10 protein-coding genes and 1 pseudogene are annotated in these 13,671 nt (G+C 36.0%); 4 read left to right on the forward strand and 7 right to left on the reverse strand.

Annotated features, from left to right (window positions below; all coding sequences use genetic code 11):
* Genes DT065_RS04035 through DT065_RS04050 form a run of 4 tightly spaced genes read right to left on the reverse strand, consistent with a single transcriptional unit; the run spans position 1 to position 3,550 of the window.
* The gene (locus DT065_RS04035; RefSeq protein ID WP_160112393.1) at positions 1–456 is read right to left on the reverse strand and encodes a tripartite tricarboxylate transporter TctB family protein; all 456 of its coding nucleotides are present in this window, start codon (positions 454–456) and stop codon (positions 1–3) included.
* Between the two features lie 28 nt (positions 457–484).
* Entirely contained in the window at positions 485–1,486 is a 1,002-nt protein-coding gene (locus DT065_RS04040; RefSeq protein ID WP_160112394.1) for a tripartite tricarboxylate transporter substrate binding protein, read from the reverse strand.
* Between the two features lie 58 nt (positions 1,487–1,544).
* Positions 1,545–2,747 carry a CaiB/BaiF CoA transferase family protein gene (locus tag DT065_RS04045; protein WP_227002720.1) on the reverse strand — a complete coding sequence of 401 codons (1,203 nt, stop codon included), beginning with the start codon at positions 2,745–2,747 and terminating at the stop codon, positions 1,545–1,547.
* Positions 2,748–2,770: 23 nt separating this feature from the next.
* On the reverse strand, positions 2,771–3,550 hold the full coding sequence (locus tag DT065_RS04050) for an enoyl-CoA hydratase-related protein (protein WP_114371110.1): 780 nt from the start codon (positions 3,548–3,550) through the stop codon (positions 2,771–2,773).
* 171 nt (positions 3,551–3,721) lie between these two features.
* On the opposite strand from DT065_RS04050, the gene DT065_RS04055 reads away from it, so the two are divergent.
* The 3 genes and pseudogenes from DT065_RS04055 to DT065_RS19245 all read left to right on the forward strand — a co-directional run bounded on the left by DT065_RS04055 (position 3,722) and on the right by DT065_RS19245 (position 7,320).
* Positions 3,722–5,638 (forward strand): sigma 54-interacting transcriptional regulator, encoded by a 1,917-nt coding sequence (locus DT065_RS04055; RefSeq protein ID WP_114371112.1) that lies wholly within the window; start codon positions 3,722–3,724, stop codon positions 5,636–5,638.
* A 1,279-nt stretch (positions 5,639–6,917) separates the two neighbouring features.
* Positions 6,918–6,965: pseudogene (locus DT065_RS19805) on the forward strand (hypothetical protein); the annotation flags it as partial.
* 22 nt (positions 6,966–6,987) lie between these two features.
* Complete coding sequence (locus DT065_RS19245; protein ID WP_227002832.1) at positions 6,988–7,320, forward strand: hypothetical protein; 333 nt, start codon at positions 6,988–6,990, stop codon at positions 7,318–7,320.
* 5 nt (positions 7,321–7,325) lie between these two features.
* On the opposite strand, the gene DT065_RS04065 is transcribed toward DT065_RS19245, so the two are convergent.
* The gene (locus tag DT065_RS04065) at positions 7,326–7,745 is read right to left on the reverse strand and encodes a hypothetical protein (RefSeq protein WP_114371116.1); all 420 of its coding nucleotides are present in this window, start codon (positions 7,743–7,745) and stop codon (positions 7,326–7,328) included.
* 74 nt (positions 7,746–7,819) lie between these two features.
* Positions 7,820–8,674: an RpnC/YadD family protein gene (locus DT065_RS04070; protein ID WP_114371118.1), complete on the reverse strand. Its 855-nt coding sequence runs from the start codon at positions 8,672–8,674 to the stop codon at positions 7,820–7,822.
* A gap of 344 nt (positions 8,675–9,018) precedes the next feature.
* On the opposite strand from DT065_RS04070, the gene DT065_RS04075 reads away from it, so the two are divergent.
* Entirely contained in the window at positions 9,019–9,528 is a 510-nt protein-coding gene (locus DT065_RS04075; RefSeq protein WP_114371120.1) for a sigma-70 family RNA polymerase sigma factor, read from the forward strand.
* A 413-nt stretch (positions 9,529–9,941) separates the two neighbouring features.
* Here DT065_RS04075 and DT065_RS04080 read toward each other — a convergent pair whose 3' ends face one another.
* Positions 9,942–13,625 (reverse strand): YobI family P-loop NTPase, encoded by a 3,684-nt coding sequence (locus DT065_RS04080; RefSeq protein WP_114371122.1) that lies wholly within the window; start codon positions 13,623–13,625, stop codon positions 9,942–9,944.
* Between the last annotated feature and the right edge of the window lie 46 nt (positions 13,626–13,671).

The following is a 13,671-nucleotide window of genomic DNA, read 5'->3' on the forward strand; positions in this document are numbered from 1 at the left end:
TCATAAGGTTTCAAATATCCCAATAGGGAGCCTTGCATCTAGCCAGGTTTCAAACAGAAGAAATACACCTACTGAAATAGCAGCACTGAATGTAACAGAACGAATTAGGTTATTTCCTTCTATATACCTCAAACTAGTAAATAAAAATAACCCTAATGTAACTATCATCCCAAAAACTTCTATTAAGGGGAGACAAATTAATAATGCTAATAAAAATGCCAATTGTTTATACCTTATCAATCTAGATGGTTTTGTTTCTTCATTTTCTTTATAAGCTCCATTGTAAACTTTCCATACATAAACAATTGCCAGTAAAAACATCGTCCCCGTTACAATTCGTGGAATAAACCCTGCACCTACTACACTAAAATCTGATAGCATCTCGTATTGAAACGATATGATGACAGAAATGAACACGAGGACGAGAAATGTTAAAGAAAAACTACGTTCAGTCAAAATCATACCTCCTAACTTTCACGGATAATTAGAAGCCTTCTTCTTGAACTTGCTCATAAAAATCCCTGTATGCTTCTCCGTCCTCTCGAATTAGTTCTTTATAATCTTCACGATCTTTAAATTCCGGTAAAAGTCCAGCTTCCTCAACATAATCTTGCCAAGTTTCAGATTTAACCATTTCCTTCAGTACCTTTTCCCAATAATCGACATACTCTTCATTCACATCACCGTTTAACCAAAAACCCCTGGGTCTATAATAAGTAACATCAATACCAACTTCTTTTAATGTTGGAATATCTGGAAATTGCTCAGTTCTTTCATCAGTCATTACTGCTAAAGCTTTAATATTACCTTCATCAATATGAGATTCAGCTAATTGAGGCACTACAAATGTTGCATCCGCATCCCCTGCTAACACATTTGTTAAAGCTTCGTTTGAACCGTCCTGAGGTACCATATTCGGCCGATCTTCAATACCATAGGCATCAAATGTTTTTTGCCATCCCCAAGCTTCCATTCCTACAATATTAGTCCCAAGGCTAATTGTTATCGTTTCCGGATCAGCTTTGATGGCATCCAAGAGATCTTCGATCGTGTCATAAGGGGAATTCTCTGGTACTGCAATAATATGATAATCTTGTGCAACTTGAGCAATTGGATTAAAGTCTTCAAGATCCAAATCCGCTGTTTCATTCCATAAACCTTCTGCGAACTCTGGTACAGCCTCAATTGTATATTCATCACTATCATTCAGTTCCCTTAGAGCAAGAGCCCCCCCTGCTCCAGGCATATTTTCTACAAAGAAAGATTGATCAACAATGCCTTCTTGATTTAAAGCTTCTACCATATTTCTAGCTGATAAATCTGTTCCTCCTCCTGCTCCATATCCAACAAGCACTTCAACTGTACGATCTGGATAATCTTCTGATATGGAACCATCACTCAATTGTGCATCATATGAACTAAACGCACCTACTATAAACAATCCAAAAACCAATGTAAAAAATATAAGGGGCTCTTTGATACTCATTCTTTTCCCTCCATTCATTAGACACATTTTGTAACCGTTTCCAATTTAAAGATTAAAATCACTTTGTATTAACCTTCGTACGATCAAAAACGACTCCATTTTCCAAGAAAGACTTGATGTCTTCTTTATCATAACCTAAATCATTAAGAATTGATTCGGTATGCTCCCCGAGTTCAGGAGGGAATGAGCGAATTTTACCCGGAGTTCTTGATAATTGTATTGGAAAACCTAGGGATTTGGTTTCACCGTATCGTTGATGCTTTGTATTAACCACCATATCTCTTTCTTTCACATGTTTGTCATCCAATATCTCTGATAACTTATTTACGGGACCTACAGGAACCCCGATATCTGTAAAAAAATCATCCCATTCCTGCCTGCTTCTTTGTATGAATACATTTTCAAGGAGTGGTATTAACTCATTTCGATGGATGACTCTTCCTTCATTTGTATTAAACCGTCCATCTTTAAGGATGTCGATCCCTATTTTAGCAGTGAATGAATGCCACATATGGTCTCTTGCTATTGCAATGACAAAGTGGCCATCGGAAGCTTGAAAAGCTTGATAAGGAACAATGTTCGGGTGTTCTGTTCCTAACGCTTTGGGATCCTCTCCTGTAGCAAAATAATTACTCGCCAAATAGGTTTGCCAGGAGATAATTGTATCTAGAAGTGCCGCGTCAATCCATTGCCCCTCTCCTGACTTATTTCTTTCCCATAGGGCAGTCATAATACCAAAAGCGGCCCACATACCCGTTCCGAGATCAGCAAATGAATATCCAGCCTTTAACGGTTCTCCGTTTTTTTCACCAGTAACCGACATTAATCCACCCATTGCTTGTGCTAAAACATCATAACCAGGTTTTTTTGAATAACTTCCATACTGCCCAAATCCAGAAATAGATGCCAAGATAATTTTAGGGTTATACTCTTTCATTGTTTCGTAGGATAGTCCTAGGCGTTCCATGGTTCCCGGCCTAAAATTCTCAATAACCACGTCGGCTGTTCTGATCATTTTAAGAAGTACGTCTTTTCCTTGTTCGGTTTTGAGGTCTAAGCTTATACTTTTTTTGTTTCGGTTCACACTTAAAAAATAAGAGCTCCATTCATGGTAATATGGTGGCCCAAATTGCCGTGTGTCATCCCCAGAAGGTGATTCCACTTTTATCACCTCCGCACCTAAATCTGATAACATCATTGTGGCATATGGACCACTAAGTAAACGTGAAAGATCTATAATCCTAATGTCTTTTAATGGCATTTTCAGCACCTCTTTTATCATTATTATAGACTAAAATTTGGGCTACGGTTTTCGGTAAAAGCAGCGACTCCTTCTTTAATATCTGGTGAGAGATATGAATTCAAGATAATCCGGTCAATCTCTTCTTGATCTTTATCCGATTCATTTAAAATGGATTGTATAATTTTTTTAGAACCTTTTATAGATGTTTGTGAACGACCCGATAATAACCTTGCATATTTATATGTTTCATCAACAATTTCATCAGATTTGTAGACTCGATCGATCAGAGCAATATTATAAGCTTCATTTGCTTGAATGAAACGACTTGAAAACAATATATCTTTGGCCCGTGATGCACCCACCACTTGAACTAAACGTTTTGTTTGAGGAACCCCATACACAAGGCCGATTTTAGCTGGGGTTATACCAAACACCCCAGTTTCTGATGAGAATCTTAAGTCACATGCTAAAGCTATTTCACATCCCCCTCCAATACAAGTACCCTCCACCATTGCAATTAAAGGCTTAGGAAAGTACTCAAGTGCATCTCCAGCCAATGTTAAATGGTTATCATAATTCATTGCTCGATTTTCATTACCACGTTCAACAGTAAATTCAGTAATGTCTGCACCGGCAGAGAAAGCGTTGTCATTAATTCCTCTAATAATAACAACAGTAACTTCACGATCATACTCTAACTCTGCTAATATTTTTGGTATTTCCTTCCACATATCAAGAGTAACTGCATTCTTCTTATCTGGGCGATTCAAATAAATGGTAGCAATGTTCTCCGTTTTACTATAAAAAATTGATTGTTCCATTGTTCCCTACTCCTTTAAGTGTATTTCAATAAACAATAGGTGCAAATTACATGCCAACATATCTAACTTATCTAAAATGAGGATAGACAGCGTCTTCAACTAATTTGACCACTTTACTATTTCTTAATTTTTAGGTACGATGTTTCATAATAAAACATAAATTGTTTTATTATGTTACATAAAGGAGTGTTTTACATTTATCCTAAAATTTTAATCACTGGATCTAAACAGTTCTCATTATTGGCTAATAGGTTGTTACAAACGATCAATATACCCGATTGGATAGAATTGGATGTTTCAGAATATCCAATCGAAGCACTAATTGAACATATATCCATTTCTATGACTGAACTCCGGCATAAGTATGAACCTGCTACGATTATACTAAGTGGGGAACAGAGTGCTAAAAGTCTTGAGAAAAGACTTATTAATAATATTGTTATTCCAGTAAAAGTAAGTGAAATGGATATTTTACTTCAGGCCCCCTCTAATAACACTAAAACCGAAACAGCAATTATTAATTACAACACAAATTTAGAAAAAATAGATCAATTAATCTCACGGCTAGGACTTAGTATTAACCAATACTCATTTAGAAACCAAAAAGAAATCCATACTCTTTTCAATAAGCTCAAAAAAAGAGGCGTACACAAAATTATCGGAGGGAGCTATGCATGTGCAATTGCTTCTGATTACGGAATAGAATCTTCTTTCTTTTATTCAGAACAATCATTAAAAGAAGCGATTGATACTGCGATTAAGTACCTTACTATATATCGAAAAGAAATGGAACAATCAGCCTTATTCAGGACAGTTGTACAAAAAAATAACAGTGGTATTCTCAGTACAGATCAGCAAAATACAATAACAACGGCAAGTCAATCTGCAGAAAAATTATTAGGATTAAATAAAGATAAAATCATTTCTTGGAACCTCAATCAATTTTTCCATAATAAAATAACTTTATCTGAAGATCACGAATATCCTACCGTGATTAATTGGGGAAATAAAAAGTTAGCGGTAACCCATTCAATGGTTCGTTTAAGTCATTTTAAGGTAGGTTCCATCGTTATCATTGACGGTGTTGATGACTTACAGGAAAAAGAACTAAACATTCGTAAAAAGATAAATGAAAAACCTCTTCAATCACAGTACAAATTCGATGATATCATTGGAAAAAGTGAAAAAATAAATCAAGCGAAAAAACATGCTATGAAGTTTAGTAGAACTAATTCATCAATCCTCATACAGGGGGAATCAGGAACTGGAAAAGAACTGTTTGCACAAAGCATTCACGATACTAGTAATCGAAGCGACCGGACATTCGTGGCCATAAATTGTGCAGCCCTGCCCGAAAATTTGTTGGATAGTGAGCTATTCGGATATGAAGAAGGGGCTTTTACCGGGGCAAGTAAAGGAGGAAAGAAAGGATTATTTGAACTTGCAGATAAAGGGACAATCTTTCTTGATGAAATTAGTGAGTTACCTATTCACCTTCAATCAAAATTATTAAGAGTACTACAGGAAAAAGAAGTGATGAGGATTGGCAGCCATAAAATTATCCCGGTCGATGTACGCGTAATTGCTGCAACAAACAAAAACCTATTACAATCAATTCAATCCCAAAAATTTCGTGAAGACTTATATTACCGAATTAGCGTACTACAACTTTCTATCCCCCCACTGCGAGAACGACCAGAAGACATTGAGGAATTCACCTTACACTATATTAGTCAATTTCATGACTTCCAAAGCAGTCTGATGACCAAGTCTACCCTTACTCAATTATACAACTATAGCTTTCCTGGTAATATCAGAGAATTGATCAATATTCTTGAACGCTTTCATGTGTATTGTATGGATGAAGATCCAAGCGAGGATAATTTAGCACAGTTTATGCATCAAGCCATTTATCCAACAGAAAAAACCGATTGCGTTCCTATGAAAGAAACACTTAATCTTAAAACAATGGAACAACAACTCATTCACACCGCACTCACAAAGAATAAAGGGAATAAAAATTTAGCAGCAAAAGATTTGGGTATTAGCCGTTCGACCTTGTGGAGAAAACTAGAGATTGATCATTGATTAATTAGAGTTACACTACTTGTTAGGATCTCACCCATTAAACATTAAGCTATCTCCCCATCGATTTATCATGATTCGGCTTTTTAAAGCCGTCTTTTCCATAAGTAAATTAATTTTTAGGATACACAATAAGGAAAGTATTGTTTTCAAGCTGTGGTTATCTAAAAAATACAGTGATTTCAGTTTTGAATGAGACTGCTAAGCACTCGATTTCTTGGTCTTACCCATAAATTTATAACTATTGATGCTGCTAAGAATGGATAAGAATGACTAAGGTTACTAATATTGATACAATTATTTCAAGGAGAATACTCACCAACCGCTCACTTCTAATCTCAGAGAGATTGGAGGTGGTTATATGGCCCAACGCGAAAAATGCAGTTGCAAACCAAAAAGACGGGGGTTATATTATAACTAAAATTGGCGATTTTTCCTAAAAATATAGAAGCCATCCGTGGCGGGCTATTTCTTCGTACGTCTTGTTTAACACCAGCTCTGGATGTTTGCTTGGTCACCCCGTCTTTAAATTCTCGGGAACAATGATTTGGGTGGTGCCCCCATGTATTCAAACGCATTTTAGTGAAGTTTATTAAAAGACGCTAAAACCATGGATAAAGAGCTAGTGGAAGATACGGATCGCGATGAACTTGTTCGCTGGGCCATTGAGATTATTGATGAGCAGTTCGTGGATAAAAGATTTAGATAAGATTCACAGCCATTGGCGCAACCTTTGTTCTAATGGCTGTGCTATTTTATGCCTTATTAGCAGTGGCTCTCTTTTCCGCATTCACTGGCCCAGATGTCCGGAAACAGTGGCTCAAAACTCCGCACAGCTGGCTCAATCTGTCCGCAATACTACGCTAAAAAATGCATGATTGTTGTTTAGACAACATAATGGCATCCACCATAATGTAACTACTTCTCCAGTTTTACGACTTCCTCCAAGCAAACGTTTCATCAAGCATCCGATCTGTAACACCGGCCCCGGATCCTACGCTGCCCCATTTACTTCGACAAAACCCCGCAAATTCCTGTTTTGACACAAATTCCTTCAAAAGATACAGCACTTAAATAGCCAATTTTTATCTATATTATAATTTTTTGAATATTTTTACTGACTTTATGCTCATATCCTGCTATATTTATAATACCTAGGAATCTATATATGAAAGGGCGGCGCCGTTCCTGGGAAGGATTTACCGTGAGTAATTATCTATCGGCCCGTCAACAATATTCATTCGAGTACATCTATCAGCAGTACACACCGTTAGTCTATGGGATGCTTAAACGACTCCATATTCACAGCAATCATGAGGACTTTGTGCAGGCAGGATATGTAGGGCTTTGGCTTGCGTACCAACATCACGATGGTGAAAAAGGACCTTTCCCCCCCTTATGCTTTCGTTCGTGTCAGTGGAGAAATGTTGACGATGCTGAAGAAGAATGTCAATTATTACGATCGGCATACCTTCAGTCCCAATGATCAGGAGCCTGCTCAAGTGCGCATAGAGACAGAATCCTGGATGTCAGACGTAGACACCTTAGCCCCTTACTTGTACATGTTATCCGACCGTGAACAACGCTGGGTCATCGAGCACGCCGTGCACGATCAGCCCCCGCGCATGATCCGAAACTGTTTAAGAAAAAAATGCAGTTATTGTTGCCTAGATATAATGACATAATTAATTTATTGTAAACTAGTTAATTGGTTTTTGCGCGCACGCCAAGCTAACGTTTCTTTAAGCATACGATCTGTAGCAACGGACTCGGGATCCCGCGCTTTTTCCTTCACCACAACAGTCCGGAAAATCGACACGCGTCCAATAAAAAGAGCTGAAAATCTCTTCAGCATTTTCTTCGCTAATTTTCGCGTATTCTCCGCTTTAGCCACTTCCCTCTCTTGCTCAATCTCCTTCTCAATAATCCTCCCAACCTTCGTCATGCTTAACCACTCCCTTATTTTGGGAGAAATCTCATCGTCCGCAAATTTGTCGGTTGCTGTCAGTATACCCGCGATAACCTGAATTTGTTCCCTATCATCCGGTATATTTCTTGCCAAATTAATCGATTCCCGTGCCATTTCTTCGCGAGACTTCTCACTGTGCATTAAAGGGAGCATCCTATTTAAATGTTACAAATCTTATATTATACTTACTCAAAAAGGGGCTGGAAATTAGCCCCTCATTCTTCTTCTTTGAGTTTTTCGACTTCTTCTAAATCCAGTCCTGTTATATCAGCAACTTCTTCTGCCGACATTTTCTTTAGCATTTCCTTTGCCAATTTTCGCGTGTTTTCTGCTATAGCCGCTTCTCTCTCTTGCTCAATCTCCTTCTCAATAATCCTCCCAACCTTCGTCATGCTTAACCACTCCCTTATCTTGGTAGAAAATTCGTCGTCCACAAACTTATCAGTTGCTGTCAGTATACCCGCGATGACTTGAACCTGTTCCCGTTCATCCGGTATATTTCTTGCTAAATTAACGGATTCCCGTGTCATTTCTTTTCGGGACTTTGTGCTGTGCATTAAAGGTAGCATGCTCAACTGCATGAGTTCCTCACGGGTTAATTCATCATCTCTCTTTATTTTATCACTTATTTTCTCCAAGATCACGTCTCCATTATGTTCACACAGCAAAACAGCCTTTGACTGGATCCCAACATCACCTGCGTTCAGTTGCTCTCCAACACTTGCCACATCGCTCGTATATATGACTACGAGGCGAATGGCTCTTACCATTTTTACTTCTTGATATTCTCGATCTAAAATTCGCTGGGCGTAGTCGAGATATTTGATATGGTTTTCGTCGGTGCGATTATTGCTCTCATACTCCAACATGAGGACCGACCCATCGTCCAAAAGGAACTGTGTATCCGTGCGTCTCTCATCGGCCCTAACTTTCGGCATGGTCGTCGGTAATAATTGTCTGATTTTCGGTAATCCTTTAATGCCAAAAGCATTTAACGTGGCATCTTTATAAAGTTCACCTAAAAACTTAAACAACACATCTTTATTATGATATGATATGCCCTTTGCCATCAATTTTCTCCCCTTCACTCAAAGGGAACATTTGTTCCTTTACCTTAGCGCAATCGTATCACACCTCAGACTAAAATGCAAACATTTGTTCCGATTAATTATGATGAAGAGAAAGGGCCCTTATCGGGTGGGAAAAGGACTAACGTATCATCAGAAATACAGTACATAACATCGCACCCACCGCTTCATCCCGCCACAACCTTCCCAATCACCGTCACGTACCCGGTTTATATTTTATTGCTAATTATCAGAAATTATAGTGATTTCCGAATCATTTGGTGCCATAGTAAAAATTACCTTGGGGAATTTTTAGGGGGACGGCGCCGTTCCGGAAAGAAACTACCGTGAACAATTACCAAACGGCCCGTCAACAATATTCATTTGAGCAAATTTATCAACAGTACACACCGTTAGTGCATGGGATGCTTCAACGCCTCCACATTCACAGCAACCATGAGGACTTTTTGCAAGCCGGGTATGTAGGACTTTGGCTTGCGTACCAACATCACGATGGTGAAAAAGGACCTTTCCCCGCTTATGCCTTCCTTCGTGTCAGAGGAGAAATGTTGACGATGCTGAAAAAGGATGCCAATTATTATGATCGGCATTCGTTCAGTCCCGATGATCAGGAGCCTGCTCAAGTGCGCATAGAGACAGAATCCTGGATGCCAGATTTAGACACCTTAGCCCCTTACTTGAACATGTTATCCGACCGTGAACAACGTTGGGTCATCGAGCACGCCGTGCACGATCTTCCCCCGCGCATGATCGCGGCCAAGTACAACGTTTCCGTGGAAACGGTGAAAGGCTGGCGAAAAGGAGCACTAGCTAAACTAAGAAAATATGTAAAATAATTCGGTTGGGGAGCCTGCAGAGATGTCACTGCAGGCTTCTATACGAAAACAATAATGTTCCTTTGAGTAACATTCGCTCAAGGTTTTTTAGTGATTGATTTGATACTTAAAAATATAAAGGTTTACGGTTAGAATAATGTGATATTTAGCCACAAACGAAAGAGAGGAGCAAAAACAACATCCCCTTCGTCTACTTAAAGATGTCTCGATGCCTAATGAATAGCGATGTTCCGGAGTTAATTATTTATGCACCGACAAAACCGTTGTATTCCGTCAACTCTTTCTCAAGTTCTTTCGTGTTCTTGCCTAGCGGCGCAATCCGATTTAGGTCGAAGCTATATAATAACTGCCCCTACTCCCTGCGCAGCTGGACCACATAAAATAGTAAACAAGTGTTTACCCGTTTCTTCACTTTACTTCTTTACTTTTCCCCCCTTTTTGTTTTGAACTCTAATTTTATCGCTGTTTTCTTCTTTCCATGACAATATATAATCATGTTGCTTTAATACAGTCATTAAATTTTGGTTAACCTCATTGTTGACAATTGCCGGCTTTTTGCCGAATACTGTTATAAGTGAATAGGGTTCTCCGAGTGAATTTAAAGAGCTGGTCAAGTCATTTATATCTAAAATATCCACTTGCTGGATAAGTATAAGTACAAGGATTTCTTTACTTATACTTGATTCCATGAGTGCTAGTATTAGATCAGTTGTATATTCAGTGCTGAAAATTTCTTCAATCTGATTGCTGCTATTGGATTCTGTATACATTTCCAATAGATTTACCTTCGAAATATTGTTCATAACTTCAGATTTCAATAAATGTTCTACATCCTCGGGGGCTAAATCATATTTTAAGGGATTAGACATAAAATTATCTATATTGTTTCCTACTAACGTTATATGGTGCGGTGCATTTAACTTTTTAAGGTTAGAAAAATTAGCTGGAGTTAACGTCATCACATCATTTTTGATTAAATCTATAACTTTATATGTTGATAGCCCTTCAGTATCAAGATCTTCATAATCCCATGTTATACTCTTTATCAAACATCTGAAACTTTCCACCGAAATATCTTCACAAAATAAAAGTTCCCCAACAAATTCCTTAATTTCATTATCCTCTATTTCCTGGTCAGCATCTATGTCAATTTTAGATAACTGTTGATAATTTTTACTTTCATTCAAAAAGTTAATCAGAGATTCATTAATATCTTTGGTATACTGATAGTATCTGATTACGTTAAACCAACTTGGAATAAGCTTAGAATTATCAACTAACATGTTCCACATTTCCTGATCCTCTACTTTTGTGACCATTTCAATATCCCTCTTTTGACTTTTGATCATCTCCTCTTTATGATAGTTGTTTATGTTTGGATTATTTAGTAACTCTACTAGCACGTATTCACTTTCTTCAACATTACTTTTTAATTCAATGACAACATTTTCTATATATTCTTCTATATTTTCCATAATATAGTCTTTCATTTGGTCACAGTTTGATTCCTGGATAATAGTGTAGTTTGACTTTCTTAAATCATTTAATTGGTTATTAGTAATATCACCAATGTGATCTAACATTACTCCTATCATGTCTACATTTAAATCATACAAATTATTATTGTATATATAAAATAACATCTCAGAGCTAAACTTATTCTTTGGGTTATTTAAAAGCTTAAATTCAACATCCAAGACCTTAATTGCTTCTTTGATTCGAGAATAATTAATTTGTGGAGTTTCGTCCCCCGCTTCTCCAGATAAGTATTGATTTTCATGCAAACCTTCATCAATTAAATCTAAAAAATTTTCAGTACTGGAAATATAATTCGTTAACTTCGAATCATAATTCACAGATTCAATTATACTTATATCGGCATGTAAAAAAATGTCAATTAAATAGCTGTAGGTTTTAGTAATGGAAAAATACGATTCGTCAATTATATATTTTAATAATTCTCTCTCTAGTAATTCATTCCAAATAACCTTATTATTTGCTTTCGTCAGCAGCCCATCGATAAATATAAATGATGCATCGGATCCGTCCACTAGCTGTTTGATTATTGCTTTAAAGCGATAATTGTTTTGATATCTATTTTTTATAATATAACTTACTAAATCATAATTTAATACTTCTTTTCTTTCAAAATCATTATTATGCAAAGATTCTATTACTTCCCGTATATTAGTTAATTTATGATTAAATTCTGATCCTATTCGATTATATACGCTTCTAATAAATATCATGTCATTCTTTGTAACACTTCCTGGATAGAAATAAGTGATATAATCCTGATACCTCTCGTCAATATAACCCCTTCTAAGCAAAAATACCAATAGCTTGTTTTCTTTAATCTCTTCTAAGACTTCAAAACTATCATCGTTATTCAGAAGATCCTGTAACGGCAATTTCCGTACTCTTTCTTTTTCTAAATTTAATTGTTCAATTTTTTCTCTCAACTGATCAATTTTAGTTTTATCTAGAATTTTTCTTTCTCTATCATAATAATTTTCCTTTTTACCAAAGGCTGTTTTAATACCATCAAATGGAATTTTATGTCGATTATTAGCCCCTTTGATAACTGTAGCATTGGTGAGCTCGTTTAAAAATTGTTGTTCTTTTTCACCTTCATAATTCCAAATATTTCTATTAGTTCCATCTACTAAAATATTGCTTTGATCATTATTTTTTCTTTGTAGTGCAGATAAATAAATCGTTTGTAACTCTTCTATGTTCTTGATTTGCTCTGAATTGATTTGTGTTATTCTGTCCTCAATTTCTGATTGCTTCTTTTGAAAGTCACTTACCTGTTTCTGCACAAATTTTTGCTTCCTTTGAAAAGCTGTGTAAATCATCCCTCTGTCTAATAACAATTCGGCAAAATCCTTAGGATAAACATTCTTATAGGTGATAATACCTAACAATCTATCAGAATTTAATTGCATCTCTCCTAAAATACGATGGTATAATATGAATTCATTAGATATATTTATTAAAGTTCTCATATCCTCTATAAATACAGAAACTTCTCTAATGCAGCGTTCTGTTGGTTTATCTTCTGATTCATGTACTTTGTCGTTGATTTTATCTTTCAATATCTCATACGAGTTAGAAGCGTTTACTATTGGAACGATAGGGATTATAAAATCAAAGAATTTAGTTTTATTTTTGTAATCATTATTCGTAAACATTTCGTCCTTTACAGCGTATAAGAAAACGATTTTTTTGGCAATTTTATCAGAGTTATTTAACAAATTGTTTATCTCTCTAAGCTTAGTGAAAATATCTTCATTGTTGAATCGATCAAGATCTTCAAATATTACAACATCATATTTAGTTGATTCAAAAAAATAAATAATTTCGTCTAAATACTTGTTTAGGATTGAATCTTCTTTATTATGCGAAGTAAACTCCCAGTTTTTGATATTCACTTTATTTAATCTCAAATTATATTTAACTAATTTATAGCCTTTATGAAAGATAATTGAAAGAGCTGTCAGGAAAATAATAAACATAGATAATCCCGCTACATTTATACCATTTTCCATTGTGTAAAATAAATTTCCAAGACGAATTTCAATAAATTCCGGATTTAATATATATAACCCTGAAATACAAGCTGACAATACGATAAGCAACGCAAAAAGCGTCTCTCTTAATCTTATTTTATTTATCCTTTTAAACCTAGATCCAGAAATATTTTTAGAAGATTCACGATAAAACATTTGCTGTAATATACTACTTTCAATTGTTTGAGTGTCATTTTGGTCTAGCTTAAATGATGCTAACGACACGTTCAAAAACTTAAATTTTTTACTCTCTTCCTTCTTTTCATATGTACGCAAAACGCTACTTTTTCCCGATCCATAGGGCCCAGTAACCGCGATGTTTGTGACATTATCATTGTCTAAAGCGTAATTTAATGCCCTGAAATATTCCTTTCCATCTATATCGTTCTGTGGTGTTAAATCTGAATAACTGCTATCATTTCTATCGTTTATATCATTCGACATCAACTGTTTTTCTAATTTATATAAGAACCTTATAAGTAGATTTAAATACTTACGAATACTTGTATTCAATTTTGCACGCATATCTATCCCTCAATTTAAAATTTTATCCCCTCAGAAGACGAAAAAG

The sequence above is a fragment of the Salicibibacter kimchii genome (assembly GCF_003336365.1).
Classification (GTDB): domain Bacteria; phylum Bacillota; class Bacilli; order Bacillales; family Marinococcaceae; genus Salicibibacter; species Salicibibacter kimchii.